The 20,988-nt window shown below is 61.8% G+C and carries 23 protein-coding genes and 1 pseudogene; 18 read left to right on the forward strand and 6 right to left on the reverse strand.

All coding sequences use genetic code 11. The features are described 5' to 3' along the window. Positions 1–46: 46 nt before the first annotated feature. From EG885_RS03770 to EG885_RS03785, 4 genes are all read right to left on the reverse strand, one after another. Positions 47–1,315, reverse strand: a complete 1,269-nt coding sequence (locus EG885_RS03770; protein ID WP_131573133.1) for an FAD-dependent oxidoreductase — start codon at positions 1,313–1,315, stop codon at positions 47–49. Positions 1,316–1,464: 149 nt separating this feature from the next. After that, the gene (locus tag EG885_RS03775; RefSeq protein ID WP_165571027.1) at positions 1,465–2,226 is read right to left on the reverse strand and encodes a MipA/OmpV family protein; all 762 of its coding nucleotides are present in this window, start codon (positions 2,224–2,226) and stop codon (positions 1,465–1,467) included. A gap of 81 nt (positions 2,227–2,307) precedes the next feature. Then, the gene (locus EG885_RS03780) at positions 2,308–2,739 is read right to left on the reverse strand and encodes a hypothetical protein (protein ID WP_131573135.1); all 432 of its coding nucleotides are present in this window, start codon (positions 2,737–2,739) and stop codon (positions 2,308–2,310) included. An 86-nt stretch (positions 2,740–2,825) separates the two neighbouring features. Continuing rightward, positions 2,826–4,313 (reverse strand): amidase, encoded by a 1,488-nt coding sequence (locus EG885_RS03785; RefSeq protein ID WP_131573136.1) that lies wholly within the window; start codon positions 4,311–4,313, stop codon positions 2,826–2,828. 266 nt (positions 4,314–4,579) lie between these two features. On the opposite strand from EG885_RS03785, the gene EG885_RS03790 reads away from it, so the two are divergent. From EG885_RS03790 to EG885_RS03800, 3 genes are all read left to right on the forward strand, one after another. Beyond that, positions 4,580–5,482: a LysR family transcriptional regulator gene (locus EG885_RS03790; RefSeq protein ID WP_131573137.1), complete on the forward strand. Its 903-nt coding sequence runs from the start codon at positions 4,580–4,582 to the stop codon at positions 5,480–5,482. A gap of 159 nt (positions 5,483–5,641) precedes the next feature. Next, positions 5,642–7,174, forward strand: coding sequence for a multicopper oxidase family protein (locus EG885_RS03795; protein ID WP_131573138.1), 1,533 nt, complete (start codon positions 5,642–5,644; stop codon positions 7,172–7,174). After that, positions 7,164–7,808, forward strand: coding sequence for a DUF3159 domain-containing protein (locus EG885_RS03800; RefSeq protein WP_131573139.1), 645 nt, complete (start codon positions 7,164–7,166; stop codon positions 7,806–7,808). Before EG885_RS03795 ends, EG885_RS03800 begins: the two co-directional genes overlap by 11 nt. A 34-nt stretch (positions 7,809–7,842) precedes the next feature. Here the strand turns inward: EG885_RS03800 and EG885_RS03805 are convergent, their stop codons facing one another. After that, complete coding sequence (locus tag EG885_RS03805; protein WP_131573140.1) at positions 7,843–8,460, reverse strand: TetR/AcrR family transcriptional regulator; 618 nt, start codon at positions 8,458–8,460, stop codon at positions 7,843–7,845. 213 nt (positions 8,461–8,673) lie between these two features. On the opposite strand from EG885_RS03805, the gene EG885_RS03810 reads away from it, so the two are divergent. Together EG885_RS03810 and EG885_RS03815 are read left to right on the forward strand one after the other, a co-directional pair. Continuing rightward, positions 8,674–9,045, forward strand: a complete 372-nt coding sequence (locus tag EG885_RS03810; RefSeq protein WP_131573141.1) for an SPW repeat protein — start codon at positions 8,674–8,676, stop codon at positions 9,043–9,045. Between the two features lie 84 nt (positions 9,046–9,129). Then, a complete protein-coding gene (locus tag EG885_RS03815; protein WP_131573142.1) occupies positions 9,130–9,324 on the forward strand; it encodes a hypothetical protein in 195 nt (64 codons plus the stop codon). Here the strand turns inward: EG885_RS03815 and EG885_RS03820 are convergent. Further along, positions 9,313–9,945 (reverse strand): TetR/AcrR family transcriptional regulator, encoded by a 633-nt coding sequence (locus EG885_RS03820; RefSeq protein WP_207392192.1) that lies wholly within the window; start codon positions 9,943–9,945, stop codon positions 9,313–9,315. The two genes, EG885_RS03815 and EG885_RS03820, sit on opposite strands and share 12 nt — an antisense overlap. Positions 9,946–10,025: 80 nt before the next feature. Between EG885_RS03820 and EG885_RS03825 the strand changes: the two genes are divergently transcribed. The 13 genes and pseudogenes from EG885_RS03825 to EG885_RS23240 all read left to right on the forward strand — a co-directional run. Beyond that, complete coding sequence (locus tag EG885_RS03825; RefSeq protein ID WP_131573143.1) at positions 10,026–11,057, forward strand: HlyD family secretion protein; 1,032 nt, start codon at positions 10,026–10,028, stop codon at positions 11,055–11,057. After that, positions 11,054–12,658, forward strand: a complete 1,605-nt coding sequence (locus EG885_RS03830) for a DHA2 family efflux MFS transporter permease subunit (protein WP_131573144.1) — start codon at positions 11,054–11,056, stop codon at positions 12,656–12,658. The genes EG885_RS03825 and EG885_RS03830 overlap by 4 nt, the downstream gene beginning before the upstream one ends. 1 nt (position 12,659) lies before the next feature. Next, positions 12,660–13,292 (forward strand): TetR/AcrR family transcriptional regulator C-terminal domain-containing protein, encoded by a 633-nt coding sequence (locus EG885_RS03835; protein ID WP_131573145.1) that lies wholly within the window; start codon positions 12,660–12,662, stop codon positions 13,290–13,292. Next, positions 13,292–14,305, forward strand: a complete 1,014-nt coding sequence (locus EG885_RS03840; RefSeq protein WP_131573146.1) for a TetR/AcrR family transcriptional regulator C-terminal domain-containing protein — start codon at positions 13,292–13,294, stop codon at positions 14,303–14,305. Before EG885_RS03835 ends, EG885_RS03840 begins: the two co-directional genes overlap by 1 nt. Positions 14,306–14,308: 3 nt before the next feature. Continuing rightward, complete coding sequence (locus tag EG885_RS03845; protein ID WP_207392193.1) at positions 14,309–15,754, forward strand: efflux transporter outer membrane subunit; 1,446 nt, start codon at positions 14,309–14,311, stop codon at positions 15,752–15,754. Between the two features lie 58 nt (positions 15,755–15,812). Beyond that, positions 15,813–16,202: a succinate dehydrogenase, cytochrome b556 subunit gene (gene sdhC / locus EG885_RS03850; RefSeq protein ID WP_131573147.1), complete on the forward strand. Its 390-nt coding sequence runs from the start codon at positions 15,813–15,815 to the stop codon at positions 16,200–16,202. A gap of 161 nt (positions 16,203–16,363) precedes the next feature. Then, a complete protein-coding gene (locus tag EG885_RS03855) occupies positions 16,364–17,026 on the forward strand; it encodes a TetR/AcrR family transcriptional regulator (RefSeq protein ID WP_131573148.1) in 663 nt (220 codons plus the stop codon). 193 nt (positions 17,027–17,219) lie between these two features. Beyond that, positions 17,220–17,507, forward strand: coding sequence for a helix-turn-helix transcriptional regulator (locus tag EG885_RS03860; protein WP_242679483.1), 288 nt, complete (start codon positions 17,220–17,222; stop codon positions 17,505–17,507). A gap of 103 nt (positions 17,508–17,610) precedes the next feature. After that, positions 17,611–17,775: pseudogene (locus EG885_RS03865) on the forward strand (JAB domain-containing protein); the annotation flags it as partial. 204 nt (positions 17,776–17,979) lie between these two features. Then, positions 17,980–18,546: a ubiquinol-cytochrome c reductase iron-sulfur subunit gene (petA, locus tag EG885_RS03870; protein WP_131573149.1), complete on the forward strand. Its 567-nt coding sequence runs from the start codon at positions 17,980–17,982 to the stop codon at positions 18,544–18,546. Between the two features lie 10 nt (positions 18,547–18,556). Next, positions 18,557–19,897, forward strand: coding sequence for a cytochrome b (gene petB, locus EG885_RS03875; protein ID WP_131573150.1), 1,341 nt, complete (start codon positions 18,557–18,559; stop codon positions 19,895–19,897). Between the two features lie 14 nt (positions 19,898–19,911). Continuing rightward, positions 19,912–20,706 (forward strand): cytochrome c1, encoded by a 795-nt coding sequence (locus EG885_RS03880; RefSeq protein ID WP_131573151.1) that lies wholly within the window; start codon positions 19,912–19,914, stop codon positions 20,704–20,706. A gap of 118 nt (positions 20,707–20,824) precedes the next feature. Then, the coding region (locus tag EG885_RS23240) for a PfkB family carbohydrate kinase (RefSeq protein WP_242679486.1) at positions 20,825–20,988 on the forward strand (164 nt) is incomplete at its 3' end.

Here is a 20,988-nt window from a genome sequence, read left to right on the forward strand (position 1 = left end):
AAAATGAAGGCCGCTCCATCAATGAGGCGCCCACTGGTGCCGCTCGTCAGGGTTCCCTCGAACTCCGACCCAAGGTTGCGCGCATGACCGGCGGGAAGGCTTGCGCGAGCCGGAGGACCAGCCGAAACATGCGCCTCGGAAAAGGCGCGTCGGAACTGGCGTTCTCGGCATTTCGCCTGGAAAGGCCGACTGCTTTGTTGGCGTATTCACGCATTTGCGTTTCATAGACGCCCACGGCCAGCACCAGCGGTCCGTTGCTGGCTTTCGCCTCGACCAGCGCGTCACACAGGATGCGTGCGTCGCGAAGCGCCGTGTTCGCACCAATGCCGGCCATCGGCGTCATGTTATGGATCGCGTCCCCGATCAGCGTGACGTTGCTGGGCGGCCATGGTTCAAGCTCCGGCATGGATCGGAGCAGGACGGGAGCCACCGTCTCGAGGTCAGCGTCGCGAACGAGGGTGGTTAGGTCGGGCGACCAATCCTGTATCCGCCGCAGCACGAACTCCTGCAGCGCCAATGCCCCACCGTCCAGAGGAGCGAGACCGAGCTGCGACCGGGGCGTGACATAGGCCCACATCACATAGTTCTGCGCAGCTTGGCGGTGTCCGTCCACATCAGCCGAGCGCGAGCGCCAGGCTGCAACGAACATCCAGCCTGGACCCGCCGGGACGATGTTGTTGAGGGAGCCATCCGTCAGCGCACGCGGCAAGGCGCGCGCCCGTGTTTCGTCGAGAACATACCGGCCTGCGATCGCCAGGATGCCCAACTCCAGACGATGCACATCCGGAAGATATTGTTGGCGTACTTTCGAATGGCTCGCGTCCGCCCCGACGAGCAAGTCGCCCTCAGCACTGCTGCCATCCGCGAAGTAAGCACGGACGCCGCCGCCGGAAAGTTGCTCATAATGGATGAAGGTCTTGTCCCACTGAACCACAGGGCGTTCGGCATCCGTCAGCCCATCGAGAAGAATCTCCCGCAGTTCGATGCGCCCGACGCCGCGCAGTCCAACCTCGCTCGCGGGTTTGCCCGAGAGAGCCGCTTCGTCGCGCGTTGCAAGCCGGCGGAGTTGTTCGTCGCGGAAATGCAGTTCGGTGCCCGCCTGGGTGCTGAGGTCGACAAATCGCGACCAGCCCTCCAGTGTCAAACACGCCTTCAGAGCTTGCTGACCGTGGCGATTGATGTGGATGCCATAGCCGGCCAGATTTTCGGAGGCACTCGCCTGCCGTTCGAACACCGAGACGTCCGTCCCGGCCTTACGAAGGCCTTGCGCGAGGCAAAGCCCGCCAAGGCCTCCACCAATGATTAGAACTCGCATCACTCCACCTCGCCATCGGGCGCGTTATTGGCAGCAGAGCTGTAAAACTGGCGCCGCCATCCGTACAATTGATGATTCATATACCCACGTATTTGTTCGGCGGATATACGTGCTGGTCGATCCGGCTCTCCGCACGGCCTCGCCATCGACTAGAACCGATACGACAACCCGAGGAACCCCGTAGGATTCCATTTTTCCTGGTTCAGAGGCGTATCGAGGGCGTCGCCAAACAGCATTGTCGCGCCCACGTTGCCAGTGACTGTCCATCGGTCGGAGACGCGGTAGATCCCGGTCAGCGAGAGCGAGGCGTCCTTAAACCCGCTTTTGGCTTTGAACGACGGAAGCCCGGAAGCCACCGACTCCGCGGCGCTGATCCCGAAGTAGTTGTCCATGTACTTCCCGTCGGCCCAGGTCGTACTGACGGACGGTACAAGCGCGAAACTCGGTGTCAGCGGCAGGTAGTAAGAAAGTCCCGCGTCGGCCACCAGCCCTTTGGCTCCACCGATGGACTGTACGGCTCCGACAGAGAAGGTGAAGCGGTCGAGCCGAACACTTCCAAAGACCCGCGCGCCAGCGGTATCGTCGATCCCGTTGATGCCTTTCGGAACATCACCGCTATCGTACCCCGCGACATATGTGACGCTCGCCCCCAGCCTGAAGATGTCGTCGCGATACAGATCGACCCCGATGCCTTCCGACGTGTCGACGAAGAACCGGCCATACCGCCCCTCTATGACAGGAAGCGGGATCACCCTGGACTTGTTCGATCCCTGATAAGTCGGAAATATCGCAGCCCCGGGTCCGACGCTCAGATTGTACTCTTTGTCCCCGGCGCCGGATTGGACGTCGTCCGCGCGCGCCTCTCCGGCGATCAGCAACAACAATGTTGCAGGAATTAGCTGTCTCTGCATGGCAAATGACCTTCTTCGCATGATCGTGCGTCGCTTCTAGCGCTGCGCGACGGTTGGATGTTCGTGGGAGCCCCCGTTGGCCTAGGCGAGCATTGGCGCGTAGTTGCGCCGGTAAGCGTAGGCGAGGACGCCCGCCAACAGGTCCATAACGATGGCTGCGGGAACGCCGGCCGGATTGAGAGTCAGGTGATAGAGGGTGATCACCGTGATGGCAGGCATGATGATCGCCAGCCCGAAGGCCGGCCTGAAGTTGAGCAACAGCGACATGCCGCCGAGAAGATTCACGGCCTTCACGAGTGGCCACATGAATCCGCTCGCCAGCATCGCCTCTTCTAACGCGCGTGCGTCGGGTGTCGCCGGCGGATGGATCAGATTTTCGCCGGTCGCCAGGAAGTAAAAGCCGTCAGTGCCGCTCACGACAAACTGCAGCCCGAGCAGAAGGCGGGGGACGTGAAGCCACAGCGCTTTCGATCGAAGAATACCTTTCTGATTTGACGCGTTCTTCACCCTCACATCTCTTCTCCTGGTTGAAGGAGCTGGCGCGTACAGTACGAGGCGGTCGTCCGCGCCCTCGGCACTTCGCACCAGCCCCGATTGCTTCATGCGGGAGCCAGCACTCTGGCCGCACATCGGTCGTAGGAAGCCGCCCAGGGTCGCGCCGCTTCGAACGCGGCGCAGAGCGAGAGGAGCTCAAAATCCCCATGTCGCTGCCCGATCAGTTGCAGACCGACCGGGAGACCATTCGCAAATCCCGCTGGTAGGGACGCCGAAGGGTGGCCGGAGAGGTTCGTCAGGAAGCCGAGGCACCAGCCCACGACTGGATCGACGGCCACGCCGTCGATCGCGCTCGGGGCGCTGGTGTCGCCGGCTACGCCGTTCATCACAGGCAGCGCACCCGTTGCCGGGCAGGCGATCACGTCCACTTCAGCCAAAGCGCGATTGATGCCGTCGTACACGGTGGTGCGGATTTGCTGATCACGTTGCATCCCGGCTGAGCCGAGCGACTGCGCCTGATCGATCGAGACCCAGACCTCCTCCGGAATCTCGTCTCTGAAGTCATTGCACAGGTCGATGCCGCGTTTCTTCAATCCGTTGAACGCGCCTGCCATTCGCATCGACACCATCCGCCGCCATGCGGCGCTGATCTCTTCGGCTGAATGCGGAAATTGAATTTTGAACGGCACCACGTGCGCACCTTGCGTTTCGAACGCGGCGACAGACGCGGTCAGAACCTCGACGATCTCCGGTGCAACCGGAAACCCGCCAAGATGCGGGGCGAAGCCAATCCGACATCCGCGTACCGGATTGATCAGCGCATGTGTCCAATCAACATCGGAAGGGACGCTGAAGGGGTCGTCCGGCTCGTACCCGACCAGCGCATTCAGCGCGAGAGCTGCATCTTCCACAGTCCGGCTGATCGCGCCGTCGTAGGCGAACGGAGAAACTTCGAACGCGCTCGGCCGTGTGACGCGCGCGACCCGCCCGTGCGAAGACTGGTATCCAAAGACCCCACACCATGCCGCCGAAATTCGGATCCACCCGCCGCCGTCGAGCGCGCCAGCAATCGGCACTAGGCCGTCTGCCACGGCCGCCGCGCTGCCGCCCGCCGCGCCGCCGCTGTTCCTCGCCAGATCAAACGGGTTGGCGGTCGGCCCGAACAAGCGGTTGTCGCAGACGCTGGTAAAGCCGAGCGGGGACGAATTGGTGTACCCTAGGAGCACCGCGCCGGACGCTTCCATCCGCCGGGGATAGAGGGAACGGCTCGCTCCCTTGGCGTGCTTCACGGATGGAATTCCACCGAGACTGTTGGGCCAACCCGGATAGCTACTGAACAATTCCGTGGTGACCGTCGGCACGCCGCCAAGGCGTACGGTCCCGTCGCCCGCGAGAAGCCGCGCCTCGACGCTACGAGACCTCTCACGAGCGGCGTCGGCATCAAGGTGTATGATCGCGTTCAGAGATGGATTGCGCCGCTCGATTCTGGAGATCGTCTGACCGAGAACCTCGCTAGGCGAGATTTCCTTTGCACGAACCAACCGGATAAGTTCCGCAGCACTTGCTGTAGATTCGAGAATTTCCTGATTCATTATACCTGTCCTCGGTGACTTCAGACCAAGTCGAGAAACGTCAAACGGTCGAGCGACCCTTTACTCTCGAAGAGCCGGGCCAATTCCCAATCGGCTTTTGCTATGAAGCGACATTTGACGGACAAATAACGCGAGGATGGCCCCATCTGCAGCAGCGATGAGAGTTGCCGACCACTCGCGCGGCGCTGGCCCGAGCGCCGGATGGGAGTATCTCCCTTACGGATATCTTGATCGACAATTCATTTGTTTAGATTATACTATCCGCCATGAACTTGCGCGCAGTCGACCTGAACCTCCTCGTCATCCTCGACGCCCTCTTGGATGAGGCCCATGTGTCGCGTGCCGCGAACCGTCTGAATCTGTCACAGCCGGCAACATCGGCGAGTCTCGCCCGCCTGCGGCAGCTTTTTGGTGACCCGCTGCTGGAGCGCGCAGAAGGCGCGATGCGCCTGACACCGGTCGCTGAGGCTCTTCGCGGCCGCCTCAAGGACCTGCTGGCCGACACCCATGCTCTTCTCGATTTGCAGCCGGAAGCTTTGCGAACGGTCCAGAAGGTGGTGCGCATCTCTACCGCCGATCATCTAGCGATCCGCATCGCTGACCAGCTACATCGACTGCTGTCAGAAACAGCACCCGGTATCGATCTTGTCTTCCAGCCCTACCACGGCGCCGTCGGTGCGCTGGAGGCGCTCGGGAAAGGCGCAATCGATCTGTCCATCTCGATTCTTCCAACCGCTGCCCCCCCAATTACGCGGGAGGAATTCATGCGCGAGCGTTGGCGGGTGATCATGCGAAAGGATCACCCCGCCGCAACGAACTTCGACCTCGATCAGTGGCTAGCCTTCCCGCACATCAACGTCTCCGGCAGGGGGGAAGTACGAGCCGCACTGGACGACAAAATCGCCGCCCTCGAGCGGACCCGTCGCATCGCCCTCGTGGTTCCCAGCTTCCTGATGGTGGCGCCGCTCGTCCAACGTTCTGACTTCCTAAGTGTAATACCGACGCTCAGCCTGCCTTTGGCGTCGATCGAAGATTTCGCCATCTTCAAGCCTCCGATCGTACTGGAAGAATTCCCGATCCATATCGCCTGGCACGCCCGACACGATGTCGATGTCGCCGTGCAGCATGTCCGCTCCACGATCCAAGGACTACATCTCGGAGAACTGTGACTGCCCCTTCCGAGCCGAGGGCCAGTATTTGTTGAGGCGATATCTAAGTATACTGATCATCGATTGGACGGATTACGTAGCTTCGCGCTAGCCCTGCGACACCGGCAGGCAGCGAAGTCCGTCACTCAGGCGCTTCGCCCTCCGAATAGAGGCGCCTTTATGACCCGACCATCCGAACCAATGCTTTCACGCCGCGAAGCGCTGGCCATGGGCGCGCTCGGCGTTGCGGCGACGGTCGGGGGCTGCGTGAGCACGACCGAGCTAACTGCGGCGCCGGACATCCGCTTCAGGCGCGACCTGCCGATTTCGCCGGTTCTCGCGCCAAAAAAAGTCGACGCATCAGGCGCGCACTACGAAATCGAGCAGCGCGAAGCGAAGGTCAGCATTCTACCCGGTGTCGAGACCACGGCGTGGACTTACAACGGCACCTTCCCCGGCCCGACGATCCGGGCCAAACGCGGCACACCGACGATCCTCCGCTGCACCAACAATCTCGATACGCTGACGGTCGTGCATCTCCATGGCGGCCGGGTCCCGTCCGAGTCGGACGGCTTCCCCATGGACGTCATCCTTCCAAAGAATTTCGACAATCTGGCCGCACTCTGCGGACCCGGGACGGACCTGTCCAAGATTCAGGCAACGATTGGAAACACGCGGACCTACATCTATCCTAACGACCAGCGAGCTGCCACGCTTTGGTATCACGATCACTGCATGGGTGGCGCCGGTCGCAACACCTATATGGGCCTCCTCGGCTTTTACATCCTCGAGGACGAAGAAGAAGCGGGCCTGTCGCTGCCCCGCGGCGCTCAGGACATTCCCATCATGATCGCCACGCGCCGTCTCACCAGGACCGGCGAGTTGGAATATCAACATCACGGTCATCTAGGCGCTGGTGGTGGCATGATGCTCGCCAACGGGGCTCCGTGGCCTCGCCTCGCTGTCGAGCGACGGAAATATCGTTTTCGACTCCTGAACGCCGACAATTCGGAGCCGCTTGAGTTAGCGCTCGAAGGCGACCGCCCCTTTGTCCAGATCGCGACGGATGGCGGTCTGCTTGATGCGCCTGTGACGTTGACGCGCCTGCCCCTAGCGATGGCCGAACGGGTCGAGATCGTGGTCGACTTCGCAACTTGCCGAGCTGGCGAGACCATTATTGTGCGCAATCTGCGCGGCGAAGGACCGCTTAGTGAGGTCATGCGGTTCGACGTCGTAGGTGATTCCGTCCGTGATGAAGCCACCGTGCCGGCCAGGCTCAGCCAGATCGAACGTTTACGGCCAGAAGATGCTGTGCGCGTGCGCGAGTTTGTCTTCGGAGCAAAGCCCTACTTTGCTCTCCGGTTTCCTCCGATCTACTGGACGATCAACGGCAATCGTTTCGACCCGGAACGGGTTGATGCCGCGCCAAAGTACGGTGACATCGAAATCTGGCGGTTCATCCGTCAGAAAACGATTTTCCCGACGATGTGCCATCCGCCCCATGTGCACCTGGTCAACTTCCAGGTGCTCGAACGGGATGGCAAGCCGCCCTTGCCGCACGAACGAGGATGGAAGGACACCGCCGCGCTCGAATTCGACCAGTCCGTCACGGTCATCATGCGCTTCGACGGCTACCGTGGCCGATACCTCCTCCACTGCCACAATCTTGAACACGAGGATCATGATATGATGGCGCGCTTCGATGTCGTCTGAGCAAAAATCTCCGCTGTCCCGCGTCGTGGGCATTATCGTGACAGCCGTTCCGTCCGTCGTCTTCGTCGCTGTCAACGCAGCATGCACGCTCTGGCCGGCATTAGGCGCTGCCGCAGCGTCCGCAGTCGTCATCTTTCTCTACAGGCTCATCCGCAAGCAGCCGCTCAAACAGGCCTTGATTGGCTTGGCAATCGCGACCGCCTGCGCCGGTGTCGCAGCTTTTACCGGCGATGCGCGGGATTTCTTCATCGCACCGGCGCTCATTCCCGTAGCGGCGATGCTGGTCTGCATCGGCTCGCTGATAGTTCGCAGGCCGTTGACGGGCGTCCTGCTCAACCGCGTCGTCGGTGGTCCCGGCAACTGGTACGAATTACGCCCATTGCTCCGTGTGTATGCTCTCACCACGGCGACCGCAGTCGCGATCAACATCGTCAATTTCGGTCTACAAGCGGTATTCTACGTCGCCGACAATACCATCGTTCTTGCTGCCATCCACGTAGCAACGGGACCCGTTTTCGCAACGCTGGTCGCGGTGACGCTTGTCTTCGCCCGCAAGGAGGTCAAACGCCATGCGCAGCGGCATGAGACTGCGCTCCTGGCGCCCTCCAACGCCCATAGAGAGGCTGGTCGCTAGACTTGGGTTCGCCCCGAATCCGCGTGACAGACAATCACATTCTACTGCTCACATGCGCCTTCAAGAAGTAATCGGCGGCAGCTGCGACGCTTTTCTTAACTTGGGTCGGCGTTGGCTTGTATACAGTCAAGAGTACCCTGAAGAACAAGTCGCCTCTGAGTGTCGCCAGGAAGGCCTGCGCGGCTTCCGCGGGATCGTCGATCTTCTCCTGGCCGCTCTCGTTATACTCAAAGAATTTCTTCGCCAGCAGCTCGCAAGCGCGCTTTGGCCCATTCTCGTAGACAACCTTTGTCACTTCCGGGAAGTGGGGTGCCTCGGCGACCGCCATTCGAAACATTGCGACAACGTCTTTTGAGAGGAGGTTTTCGAGGTAGTGCTCTCCCAACTCAAGAAGCAGGGGTCGCAATTCGCCCGATCTCGTGGTGGGTGCAAAATTTGAAGCCCGATCCGAGAACGTGGTGACAATGGCAGTGAATAGCGCCTCCTTCCCTGGGAAGTGCCTGTACAGCGTGCGTTTGGACCCACCAATACGCTCCAACACGTCGTCGATCGACGTCCTCGAGAAGCCCTTCGCGAAGAAGACTTCGGTAGCAATGGCTAGAATTTCCTCGCGTCGCTGTGCCGCTCGCCGATCGTGACCGTTTTCCGACAAATCTGATCTCCTTTTGTTATTCGTTGAATCTACAGGAGACGGTACGGTTCCGTATCCCGCGTTGCGTTTGCCCGAAGCTTTTCAGTCAGGTGCCGAGAAGGCACCGGGTCACTTCCATACAATCCACCAAAATTCCTCCGGAACCCCATCGGCCTTGCGAGGTTTAAGGGATGGTACGGTACATTACCGGACCTGTACCAAAGGAGATAGGAAATGAAAACGGAAGTACCAAGCAAGGGGCTCGAGTGGACCAATCTGCTCCTCGGGCTCGGCCTCGCCTGCGCAGCACTCGCGTTCGGCGCCCTACCTGCAGCGGCGTGGAACGCCGGCATTGTGGGTCTGCTCGTCGTCTGCTGCTCGGCGGTCGCCCTCGGACGTTACGGCGCGTGGGCGGAGTGGTCTAACATCGCACTAGGCTGCTGGGCGATCGCCGCGCCGTTCATGCTCGGCTTCGGCGCCGCCCAGACGGCGATGTGGACGCATATTCTCATCGGCATCTGCGTCGCCACTATCGCGACCGTGCAACTCATGTCGGCGCGGCGGTCGCAGGGCATCACCCACGACCGTCCAGCCCACGGCCGCTAACTTGTCCAGAAGAACTACTGAGGGGGAGAGTCAAATTTGGCTCCCCCCTCGCGCTGCAGCCTGTAGAACAAGTATGGCGGCCCCATGGCAGAAGCAAACAAGGAATTCACGCTCGACGAACTTCTGGCCGATCCCATCGTGCAGCTGGTCATGCAGCGCGACGGGGTAACACCAGAAGATGTTCGGGAGGTCGTCAATCGCGCTCGCCAGGCCCACTGCACGAATAAAGAAGAGCCGCGCTCACCGAGCTCTGGATCCGATTTCGCGCTATCGGCGTGATGCCACTCCACCTAGGAAGACGTCGACGGCCGAAAGGACGGCGATGCGTGCCTCCTCCGCATCTGGGGGCGACCGCAGCCCGAGAACCACCTGAAGGTGGAGGTTGTCGCGGATCATCCCCACAAAATGGCTCGCGGCTCGGAGGCAGTCGTCGGCATGAATTTCACCACGCGCCTTTGCCGCTTCTAGCACCTCGGCAAGTCGCCCGGTCGCCCGCGCGGGCCCATTCTCATAGAACGTCTTTCCGAGCGTGGGATACCGATTGGCCTCCGCGACCACCGTCCGATACACGCCAATCAGGGCCGGAGACATATAGGCGCCCATTAGATGTTCACCAAAGGCGATCAGAGTTTCGCGCAAATTCCGTCCCATGATCTCATCGATGACTAGAGAAGATAGGACTTCCTCGGCAAATTTGCTGACGAGCGCTGTGAACATGCCCTCCTTGCTTCCAAACTCATTGTAAATATTGCGCTTCGATCCGCCCACGCGCTCGATGATCGCATCGATACTGGTTGCCGCGTAGCCCTGCTCGAAGAACACTTCGGCAGCCGCTGCCAGCAGGGCTTCACGTCGCCCCAAGGTCCGATCCAATTTCGCTGCAACCATCGCGTCCGTCACCTCATTTCGTCAAATCCCCTTGACTGGTAACGTCCATTACCGTACCGGTCAATGGTAACACCAATTACCGGAGGCGGAGCATGGCGCGGCCCAACAAGAAGCTTATCGGCGTAGTGCTGTGCCTCACCGCGATCGTGCTCGGTGCGGTCGCATGGACCTGGGCCAAGTCGAGTGGCGAAACCTCTACCGACAACGCCTTTGTGCGTGGCGACATCACCTCGCTCGCTCCAAAAGTCGGTGGCTATGTGATGAGCGTCGAGGTCGCCGACAATCAGACCGTGAGAGCGGGCGATGTCCTGTTTCGAATTGACGATCGCGACTACCGGGCCCGCCTCGCGCAAGCAGATGCTAATGTCGAGGCAGCCAAGGCTCGCCTCGCAAACACCGCCGCAGACACGACGCTGCAACGTGCCACGATCCGCCAAGCGACGGCGCAGCGGCAAGCCGCACTCGCTGAATTAAATCTCGCCACGAAGGCTAGCGACCGCCGCCGAGAACTCATCCGGTCGAGCGCGGTCAGCCAAGCGCAGGTCGATGAAAGCGACGCGGCCCGTACTCGCGCGGAAGCTGGTGTGGCCGCCGCCTCTGCAACCGTGGATGCTCAGCAGGAACGGATCACCGTACTCGGCACCCAGCGCGAAGCCGCCGCGGCCGCCGTCGCGCAGGCCGAAGCTGCGCGCGACCTTGCAAGGCTCGACCTTGAGAGCACTGTCGTGCGCGCACCGGTAGGAGGCGTGGTGGGCAATCGACAGGTCCGCGTCGGTCGTCTCGTCGCGCCGGGCGCGCCGCTTCTCGACATCGTTCCCGTGAATGACGTTTGGCTCGTCGCGAATTTCAAGGAGACCCAAGTCGCCAACATCCGGCCAGGACAGCGGGCTCGAATTTCGATCGACGGCTACCCGGATCGTACTTTTGAAGGCGTTGTGGACAGTTTCGCACCGGGCAGCGGCTCGGCCTTCAGCCTGCTCCCCGCCGATAACGCAACCGGGAATTTCATCCGTGTCGTCCAGCGAGTGCCGGTCAAGATCCGGCTGGTGAACAATCCACTGCCGGGCAGGATCGTCCCCGGTCTCTCCGCGCGAGTGGAGATCGAGCGCGGAAGTGGCTCATGATTGCCATAACGACCTCTGAACGCAAATCTGTACAGACTCACGGCGGCATCCTCATCGCTGCGGTCCTCCTTGCATCGGTCACGGAAGCTGTGGCGAGCACAGTTCTTTCGCTCGGACGCGGCGACATCCTCGGTGACACTTACGCCACGCCCGACGAGTTCGCGTGGCTCGACATGGGCTATACCGGTCTCAAGCTGATGGGCTTTGTCGCAGCACCATGGCTGATCTCCTATTTCGGACCGCGAAAGCTGATCCTCTGGGCTACCGTCATCATGGGCGCGGCCTGTGCGCTTGCGGCTGTCACTGTCGATCTCGGAGCGCTCACGACCCTTCGCGTCGTTCAAGGCTTCGCAGGCGGCGTCCTGCTCGTGGCCGGCCAAACGCTGCTGTTTTTTTCCTACCCTCGAGAACAGCAGCCCATTGTCCAGGCGCTTTTCGCAATGGGGTCCGTGGTTGCGCCGGCGACGATTGCTCCGGCACTGCAGGGCTGGTTGCTCGACAATCAATCCTGGACATGGATTTTCTTCGGGAACGCTCCGATTGCGATAGGGGCCGTCGGCCTTCTCCTCATGTCGAATGCGGGACCGGACGAAGCATCGCAGACCGGCCCATTCGACTGGATCGGCTTTGCCTTCTTCGCGACGAGCCTCGGCTGCGTGACCTACATCTGCAGCCAAGGAAGCCGCTGGAACTGGTTCGATGAGCCACGCATCGTCTGGCTGACGATCGGAGCCGTGGCCGCGTTCGGTGCTTTTGTCGTGCGCCAAATCACGACGCGTCAGCAAACCCTGCTCCAGTTCGGCGCATTCAAGACCGACGACTTCGCTTTTGCTTTCGTTGTCAGCTTTGTCGCAGGGGCCGCACTCTTTGGAAGCGCCTTTCTGATACCCGCTTTCGCAGTTTCCGTTCTGGCCTTCACGCCGACCGACGCAGGGCAACTCCTTCTTCCAAGCGGCGGACTTTTCGTTGGGGCGCTTCTTCTCGCAGCGCTCCTGATGCAGGCGCGTAAGATTCCACCGATCGCCACCGTCCCCCTTGGTATTCTGCTGATCATGGTCGCGATGTGGATGCTGTCATGGTCGACCAGCCAGAGCGGCTCCGATGACATGATGCCCGCGATCCTCTTGCGGGGCCTCGGGTTGGGGTTCCTGTTTCTCTCGATCACCCTCATCGCATTCGGCGGCCTGCCAAAGCATCTCGTTGCGTCCGGTATCGGACTATTTAACGTCGGCCGCCAACTGGGCGGGTTGATAGGCGTCGCGACCCTGCAGACGCTCATCGATCATCAGGTAGTCGGCAATCAGGCGGTCTTGGGAGCCTCCATCAGCGCAGGCACCCCCGCCGTTGCCGAGCGCCTCGCGACCACGACTGCGATGCTGATCGGACGGGGCATGGATGCCGCCGGAGCAAACCAGGCCGCTTCGCTGCTTCTAGGGCGGGCCGTCGGCGGACAGTCCACCGTCATCGCCTTCAACACGGCCTTCAATGCAGTAGCCCTGCTCTTCGTGATCGCCGCGCCGGTGCTCATCGCGATCAAGATCGCTCTCGCGCGCGCGGGAAAGGCGCGTCGTGCGCAGATCTCAGCAGAGGAAGGCGTCTAGCATGATCGGCAACCCCACCAACTCCGCCAACGGTCCTGAGCATCGCGACGCGATGCTGCAGACGCTTACCCTGAGCCTCGAAGATCCACACGGCACGCTGCTTGGTCTCGATCCTGTCCTCGAACGCGAAGGCTATTCGCACGACGAAATTCTCTCCGCCTTCGGCTGCATCGATGACCTTCTCGTCGCGATCGCGGAGCGCAAAGCCGCCTACCTCATCACGCCCCTGACCGGGGCTCAACGGATCGCCGACCTGGATTTGGTGCGGCGTGTGCTGACCGAATTCGGCACATTGGCGTGGCGGGAATATTCAAGCTCCATCATCGCGCTGGTGCGGCTGATGATGGCGGAAGGCGCGCGCAGCCCCGATTTGCGCAAACGGGTTTACGACGCGGGCCCAGCTGCGGTTGCCCTCGAACTTCGGAAGTTTTTCTCGCGAGCGCATGGCCTAGGCGTCTTGTCGGTATCCGACGCGCACCTCGCGGCCGAACAGCTCATGGGGATGCTTCGAGAACCCCTATACAAGGCGCTTATGCTGCATCCCGCAGGCTCAGCCACAGCAGCCGACGCCGTAGAGCCCGTCGCCGCGAGCATCGATCTGGTTCTAAACGGCTGCGCGCGCGGGCAGGCGTGATGTTCGACCGCGACGACACCCCTCAGATCCGCGCCGCTTGGCTCCGTCGCAGGAACAGCCCCGGCGTCGACCAAAAAGTCGTGTCCGCCGTTCCGGCGGACCTTGCCAACAGCGCTGACGAGAACGGCTCTCTCGTCACGCTCGACCCGGTCGAATGGATCATCTGCTTCGTCCCTGGACTGCAAGCGCAATGGTGGCACCGCTTCGTGTTCAGCAAACACAAGCACGTGTTTGCGATGCGACCGACGAGCACGGGAAGCTGGATTCTCGTTGAGCCTTGGTGGTCGCGCATGATGGTCACGGTCCTGCCGCCGGCCGATGCGGTCAAGTTCCTGCGCTGGGGCGGCACGGGGGACATCCTGAGAGTGCGTGAAGCCGTGCCTGGCCACGCCAGCCAGGTCCGAGGCTGGTCAAACTGCGCCGTCCTTACGGCCTTCGTTCTCGGCCGACGGAGCTTCACCTGGACGCCGCACGGGCTGTACCTTCAGTTGCTGCGAGAGAAGGACACCAGTCGCGAAAGTGTCGAGACTCTTCTGGTCGAGCAGTTCACCAAGGTGGTGAGCCAGCATTCCGACAGCGCCCTCGCGGTCAGCGCCGATCAGCTTTCCCTGCCATTCCGTGAGCTTTTGACCATCATCGGCCGCAATCTACTTGAGGCGATGATGACGCCGTCGCTTCTCGAGGTCTGCTACACCGCCGTTCTCGAGGCCGAGCGATATCCAGCGGCCACGCGGGTATACGCCGAACACGGCCCCAAGCGTGCGATCGCGGTTCTCTCCAAGATTCTCGAGCAGGCTGTTCGCGACGGCCATATCGAGCTTTCCGATTGCGATGCGGGAGCAAGGCAGTTCCTTGCCATGCTCCACGGCGACATTCACCTGCAGGCGATCCTGCAAATCGGTGAAGTGCCCACGCCCTCCGAAATAGACCTCCGCGCGCGCACTGCGGTGAAGCTGTTCCTAGACGGCATGACCGCTGGCCGGGCGACGGCGCCCGTCAATGAAGGACAATAGCCAGTGCAAAGACTTCCCAGCATTAGCAGTCGCTGCCTGCCGCTTGGGCTGGCCATCCCGTGCCTGCTGTTAAGCGCCTGTGTTGTTGGGCCCGACTTCGAGGCGCCAGCCGTACCCGTTAGCGAGGCCTGGATTTCGCCGGTCAACACAGCCGAAGTGGACGCCGCGTGGTGGCGCAAGCTCAACGATCCCATTCTGATCGAATTGGTCGACGCGGCAATTGCCAACAACAAGGACCTCGACGAGGCCGCAGCGCGCCTGCGCGAGGCCCGCGCCAACCGGGACGCCGTTCTCGGCCGCCAATTCCCCCAAGTCGGGGCGGCGGGGGTGGCCACAGAGAATCGTCTCAGCTCCAATGGGCAGTTGCCGGTAGGCAAGATCCCGGCGCTCGAACCGGAGTTCTCCATCTACGACATCGGCTTCGACGCCTCCTGGGAGATCGATCTGTGGGGAGGCACGCGGCGCGCCGTGGAGAGTGCCAACGCTCGCGTCGAGGCGGCCGAAGAAGCGCGGCGTGGCGTCATCCTTCAGGTCATTGGTGAAGTCGTTCGCTCCTATATAGACCTTCGCACCGCGCAGGCCCTCCGGGCGAGCGTGCGCGAGGACGCTGACGCTCAATTTAGCATTGCCCAGATCGTCGCGGACCGCTTACGCGTCGGTGCGGCCTCGCGTTTCGATCTCACACGCGCTCAGGCCCAGGCGCGGACAATGGCGGGTGCCATCCCGGGTCTGGAGGCGGACGCCACCGCGGCCGCCTTCCGCCTCGCAGTTCTGGTCGGGGAGCCCCCAGAAGCTCGATACGAGCAGCTCTCCGCCCCGACTGCCTTGCCGACAAGCGACCTCGATTTCTCGGTGGGCTTGCGCTCGGATCTCCTGCGCAGAAGGCCTGACGTCCGGCAGGCCGAACGCGAGATCGCGGCCGCCACCGCCGATGTCGGCGTCGCCACGGCCGAACTCTTTCCGCGTTTCTCTCTTATCGGAGCAATCGGACAACAAGCCAGAACTCCGGGGGATTTGTTCGCCAGCGACAGCCTGCGCTTCCAGGTAGGTCCCTCGCTTCGTTGGCCAATATTCTCGGCGGGTCGCATTCGCGCTCAGATTCGCGCTGCCGACGCCCGCTCAGACGCCGCAGCGATCCGCTACGAACGCGCTGTCCTGAATGCGCTGTCTGATAGCGAAACGGCGATCAATCGCTTCGCGTCGGCCGAACGCACCACCAGCGAGCGTAACCAGGCTCGCGAAGACGCGCGTGAGGCGCTCCAGCTCGCTCGTACCCGCTATTCCGCCGGCGAGGACGACCTGACGGTGCTGTTGCAAGCGCAGTCCGCTTATAGCGCCGCCGACCGTCTCGCTCTCCAGGCCAAGGCCGCACAGCTCCAGCAGCTTGCGGCTCTCTATAAGGCCCTCGGAGGCGGCTGGGAGAATGTGGAGGCTACGCTCACGTCCTAAGCCCGGCCGATGCCGCCGTTCAAACTAGGTGCCGCGGCTTGCGAAATACGGAGGAAGCATGCCCGAGAAGAAGCAACGTCCGTTATCACCACATGCCTCAATTTACCGTCCTCCCGCGGCGATGATGACGTCGATCATGCATCGCATCTCGGCGTGCGCGATGTCGTTCATCGGAGCGCCTATGCTGGTCTGGTGGCTGTGGTCGCTCGCCGAGGGGCCGCGTACCTACGAACAGTTCACCGGCTTCGCCTCCAGTTGGCTCGGCACGTTCATCCTGTTCGGCTTGAGTTGGTGCTTCTTCCAGCATCTCGCGTCGGGCATCCGCCACCTCATCATGGATATCGGCGCCGGCTTCGAGCTTAAGACCGCTCAGCGAGGCGCCTTGGCGACGTTCGCGATTTCCGCCGTCCTGACCGTCGCATTTTGGACGGTCCTAACACTGAAGTAGGAGGCTTTCGAATGAACTCTCGCCAGATCCAAAAGTGGGCGGAGCTCCTAGTTTTGATTTCACCGCGCAACAGTATCGGAGCTACCCTCCTGCTTGTATTTGGGGTGGCGATAGTCTGCGCAGCGTTCAGCACGATCTTTTGGATCGTCGGCTGAGCCGCCATGAGCAGACGAGAGGCCGGTCGCAGAGAGTCACGACGGCTTGAACGACGTGAAACGATCATTCAGACGGCGCAGGAGCAGTTCCTGCAGAATGGATTTTCCGGCACGTCCATGTCTCAAATCGCCGAGCGCCTCGGGGGGTCGAAGGCGACGCTCTGGACCTACTTTTCTTCGAAAGAGGATCTCTTCAGACATGTCGTCAATGCTGCATCAATGGAATTGCAGCGTGAGTTGACCTTAGGGCTCAAGGAAAATGACATCCTTGAGGACGCGCTACTCCGGTTCTGTCGGCAGCTAATCGAGAGCGTTGTGTCCGCACGCGCGCTTGCGCTCCGCCGCGTGGTCGCCGCCGAAGCCGTACGATTCCCCGAGGTGGCCCAAATCTTTTTCCGCAACGCACCAGCACGCCTTCATAGCCTGCTAGCTACGATCCTCGAGACGCACATGAGGAACGGCAATCTACGCTCAGCCGATGCCTTGGAGGCCGCCCAGGTCCTAACGTCCATCTGCCATGGAAATTGCTTTCGCAGCGTTGCATTCGGACTGAGCAAGAACGTAGAAGCCCACGAAATCCGCGCCGATGCGAGATTGGCCGTCGATGTGTTTTTGCGCGCCTACGGCTGCCCTGGGCGGATGAGCGGGCGCCTTTCAGCTAAGGAATAAACCCAGCGCCATCGACGAAAGACAGCGCGGCCACCCCGCCTATGTGGCCTCTACAGTATCCGTTTCTCCGACACCCGCCTGGAGCGACTTTCGCGGCGGTGAATGGCGCAGCATGTATGTCCGTGCGGACGCGTGAGGCACCGGTCCTGGGCGCTCAAACATAGCCGGAAGCGATGCTTGACGGACAGCCGCGATGATCAACTCAAGACTTGGCGGCACGGCTTTGGTCGTTCTGCCGAAGGAGGCGGTAGTGCCAGACAGCAGATTCCTTACGCCTGACGAGGTGGCTGAACGCTACCGAGGCGGTGTTTCGGTTGGGACTCTTAGAAATTGGCGCGCGATGCGTCTCGGCCCGTCCTTCGTCAAAATTGGCAAGGCCGTGCTCTACCCCCTCGACGAGCTTGATGCGTGGGATGAAAAGAATAAGGTACAGTGCCGTGCATCCAAGGGGCACCGCGAGCCTAGGGGTGATCAGGCGTGATGGTCACGATCGGGCATGATCAACCACCCCCAGTCGCCGGCACCAGTCCCTGCTATATTTCCATTTAACGCTTTTATATCAACGGCTTAGAATTCTGGAAGGCATGGTCCACAACCACCCCTCGGGCGATCCGACCCCCTCGGACAGCGACATCACCATGACGGCGCGCATCGCGCAGGCGGCAGACAGCATGGGAATCACCATCCATGACCATCTGATCATCGGAAAGTCCCGCGAACTCAGCTTTCGTTCGGAAGGGTTGCTGTGACCGGCCCCCGGCCAAGGGGGCTGCAAGGCCGCACCAGCGTTGCCCAATTCAGACAGATGCGTCGAATTGCGGCGGGCCTCTACGGCTTATCATCTGGACTGACGAGGAATTGAGGGCTAGAACCGCCTCCGCGAAGGCTGCGTTCGGACGCGGCCCGGAATGTCGTATCGGCCTGCACTTTCGGCCCGAATTGGAGTATGACCCGTGTCCCACGCAGATGACCACGTAGGCACCCGGAGGGATTTCCTCTATTATGCCGCGGCGGGCGCAGGCACGGTGGCCGCCGGAGCCGCCGCCTGGACGCTTGTGAACCAGATGAACCCTTCGGCGGATGTGCAGGCGCTGGCCTCCATCCAGGTCGATGTCAGCGGCGTGGGTCCGGGATCGCAGATCACCGTTCTGTTTCTGGGCAAGCCCGTCTTCATCCGCCGCCGCACGCCCGAGGAAATCGAGGCGGGCCGCGCGGTCGAACTGAACGATCTGCCCGATCAGAACGCACAGAACCCCAACCTGCCCGATGTCGCGGCGCCCGCGACCGATCAGAACCGTGCGCTGGACGAGACCGGCGAATGGCTGGTTCAGATCGGCGTCTGCACCCATCTGGGCTGCGTGCCGATCGGCGATGGCGCCGGCGATTTCGGCGGCTGGTTCTGCCCCTGCCACGGCAGCCACTATGACACGGCTGGCCGCATCCGCCGGGGGCCTGCGCCGCAGAACATGCACATTCCGCTGGCGTCGTTCGTGAACGACACCACCATTCAGCTGGGATAAGGAGGGTATTATGGCCGGAATTCCGCACGACCACTACGAGCCCAAGTCAGGGTTCGAACGTTGGCTGCACCGCCGCCTTCCCGTGGCTGGCATGCTGTACGACACGCTGATGATCCCCACGCCTAAGAACCTGAACTGGATGTGGATCTGGGGCATCGTTCTGGTCTTTTGTCTGGTGCTGCAGATCGTCACCGGCATCGTTCTGGTGATGCATTACACGCCGCATGTCGATCTGGCCTTCGCCAGCGTCGAACATATAATGCGCAACGTGAATGGCGGCTATATGCTGCGCTATATCCACATGAACGGCGCCTCGCTGTTCTTCGTGGCGGTGTATCTGCACATCTTCCGCGGTCTTTACTACGGCAGCTACAAGGCCCCGCGCGAGGTGACGTGGATCATCGGGATGCTGATCTATATCCTAATGATGGCCACCGCCTTCATGGGATATGTGCTGCCCTGGGGTCAGATGTCCTTCTGGGGCGCGACCGTGATCACGGGCCTGTTCGGCGCCGTGCCCGGCGTGGGCGAGACGCTGCAGGCCTGGCTGCTGGGCGGACCGGCGGTCGGCAACGCGACGCTGAACCGCTTCTTCTCGCTGCATTATCTGCTGCCCTTCATCATCGCGGGTCTGGTGATCGTCCATGTGTGGGCGTTTCATTCGACCGGCAACAACAACCCCACCGGGATCGAGGTGCGCCGCACCTCGAAGGAAGAGGCGGCCAAGGACACGCTGCCCTTCTGGCCCTATTTCGTGATCAAGGATCTGTTTGCGCTGGCCCTGATTCTGGCGGTGTTCTTTGCCATCGTCGGCTTTATGCCGAACTATCTGGGTCACCCCGACAACTATATCGAGGCGAACGCGCTTGCGACGCCCGCGCATATCGTGCCTGAATGGTACTTCTTGCCCTTCTACGCGATCCTGCGGGCCTTCGATGCCGAGGTGTGGCTGGTCCAGCTGGTCGATTTCGTCAGCTTCGGGATCATCGACGCCAAGTTCTTCGGCGTGCTGGCGATGTTCGGGGCGATCGTGGTGATGGGTCTGGCGCCCTGGCTGGACACCAGCCGCGTGCGGTCGGGTCGCTATCGTCCGCAGTTCAAATGGTGGTTCTGGCTGCTGGCCGCCGATTTTGTGATCCTAACCTGGGTGGGCGCGATGCCGACCGAGGGGCCGTATCCCTATATCGCGCTGGCGGCCTCGGCCTATTGGTTCGGATATTTCCTGATCATCCTGCCGCTTCTGGGCGTTATCGAAAAGCCGGACCCGATGCCTGCCACCATCGAGGAAGACTTCAACGCACATTATACGCAGAAGGCCGGCACCCCCGGCCAGACGCAGCCGGCCGAGTGAGAGGGTCCAAGATCATGCTGAAAGCTTTTGCGATCGCTGCCGTCACGGCGCTTGGCCTGTCCGGTGCCGCGATGGCCGCAGGCGAGGGGGGCCATATCGAGGATGTGGACTTCTCGTTCGAGGGTCCCTTCGGCTCATTCGACCAGTTTCAGCTGCAACGCGGGTTGCAGGTCTATACCGAGGTCTGCTCGGCCTGCCACGGGCTGCGCTATGTGCCGATCCGCACCCTGTCCGATGACGGCGGCCCCGGCCTGCCCGAGGATCAGGTCCGCGCCTATGCCACGGGTCTTCTGCCGATCTTCGACGACGCCGTCGGCGAGGAACGCGACCGCGAGATCACGGACCATTTCCCCACCGTGTCCGGTGACGGCATGGGCCCGGATCTGTCGCTGATGGCCAAGGCGCGCGCCGGGTTCCATGGACCCTATGGCACCGGCCTCAGCCAGTTGGTGAACGGCATGGGCGGGCCGGAATACATCCACGCCCTGTTGACCGGCTATACCGGCGAGGATCAGGAACAGGCGGGCACGCTGCTGCATGAAAACACCGCCTTTCCGGGCGGCTGGATCAGCATGGCCGCGCCTTTGTCCGACGACCGCGTGACGTACGAGGATGGCACCCCTGCCACCGTCGATCAGATGTCGATGGATGTCGCCGCCTTCCTGATGTGGACGGCCGAACCCAAGCTGATGGACCGCAAGTCCGTCGGTCTGGTGTCTGTGCTGTTCCTGCTGGTGCTGACCGCGCTGTTGTATCTGGTCAACAAGCGCCTCTGGGCCCCGCATAAGGGCAAGCCCCTGCATCGCTGATCGCGCCGCGATCCGGTCTGACACAGAAACGCGCCCGGCAACGGGCGCGTTTTTTCACATCTGGACAAGCCCACCCGCCCCCGGTCACATGGCGCCCGCAAACAGGGAGGCGCGGCGCATGGCAATCTGGAATCTGGGTTCGGTCAATATCGATCACGTCTATCATCTGGACCGCCTGCCGCACCCCGGAGAGACGCTGGCCGCGCAACGCTATGCGCAGGGGCTGGGCGGCAAGGGGGCAAACCAGTCGGTTGCCGCCGCGCGGGCGGGGGCGGTTACCCG

Origin of the sequence: Paracoccus nototheniae, assembly GCF_004335005.1 — a bacterium.
GTDB lineage: Bacteria > Pseudomonadota > Alphaproteobacteria > Rhodobacterales > Rhodobacteraceae > Paracoccus > Paracoccus nototheniae.

Excerpts from the sequence above, each read along its gene's own strand:
- EG885_RS03770 (WP_131573133.1), bottom strand. The coding sequence starts at position 1,315 with ATGCGAGTTCTAATCATTGGTGGAGGCCTTGGCGGGCTTTGCCTCGCG.
- EG885_RS03830 (WP_131573144.1), top strand. The coding sequence starts at position 11,054 with ATGATTGCCATAACGACCTCTGAACGCAAATCTGTACAGACTCACGGC.
- sdhC (WP_131573147.1), top strand. The coding sequence starts at position 15,813 with ATGCCCGAGAAGAAGCAACGTCCGTTATCACCACATGCCTCAATTTAC.
- EG885_RS03835 (WP_131573145.1), top strand. The coding sequence starts at position 12,660 with ATGATCGGCAACCCCACCAACTCCGCCAACGGTCCTGAGCATCGCGAC.
- EG885_RS03880 (WP_131573151.1), top strand. The coding sequence starts at position 19,912 with ATGCTGAAAGCTTTTGCGATCGCTGCCGTCACGGCGCTTGGCCTGTCC.
- EG885_RS03775 (WP_165571027.1), bottom strand. The coding sequence starts at position 2,226 with ATGCAGAGACAGCTAATTCCTGCAACATTGTTGTTGCTGATCGCCGGA.
- EG885_RS03815 (WP_131573142.1), top strand. The coding sequence starts at position 9,130 with ATGGCAGAAGCAAACAAGGAATTCACGCTCGACGAACTTCTGGCCGAT.
- EG885_RS03825 (WP_131573143.1), top strand. The coding sequence starts at position 10,026 with ATGGCGCGGCCCAACAAGAAGCTTATCGGCGTAGTGCTGTGCCTCACC.
- EG885_RS03790 (WP_131573137.1), top strand. The coding sequence starts at position 4,580 with ATGAACTTGCGCGCAGTCGACCTGAACCTCCTCGTCATCCTCGACGCC.
- petB (WP_131573150.1), top strand. The coding sequence starts at position 18,557 with ATGGCCGGAATTCCGCACGACCACTACGAGCCCAAGTCAGGGTTCGAA.
- EG885_RS03860 (WP_242679483.1), top strand. The coding sequence starts at position 17,220 with ATGATCAACTCAAGACTTGGCGGCACGGCTTTGGTCGTTCTGCCGAAG.
- EG885_RS03810 (WP_131573141.1), top strand. The coding sequence starts at position 8,674 with ATGAAAACGGAAGTACCAAGCAAGGGGCTCGAGTGGACCAATCTGCTC.
- EG885_RS03855 (WP_131573148.1), top strand. The coding sequence starts at position 16,364 with ATGAGCAGACGAGAGGCCGGTCGCAGAGAGTCACGACGGCTTGAACGA.
- EG885_RS03800 (WP_131573139.1), top strand. The coding sequence starts at position 7,164 with ATGTCGTCTGAGCAAAAATCTCCGCTGTCCCGCGTCGTGGGCATTATC.
- EG885_RS03795 (WP_131573138.1), top strand. The coding sequence starts at position 5,642 with ATGACCCGACCATCCGAACCAATGCTTTCACGCCGCGAAGCGCTGGCC.
- EG885_RS03840 (WP_131573146.1), top strand. The coding sequence starts at position 13,292 with ATGTTCGACCGCGACGACACCCCTCAGATCCGCGCCGCTTGGCTCCGT.
- EG885_RS03785 (WP_131573136.1), bottom strand. The coding sequence starts at position 4,313 with ATGAATCAGGAAATTCTCGAATCTACAGCAAGTGCTGCGGAACTTATC.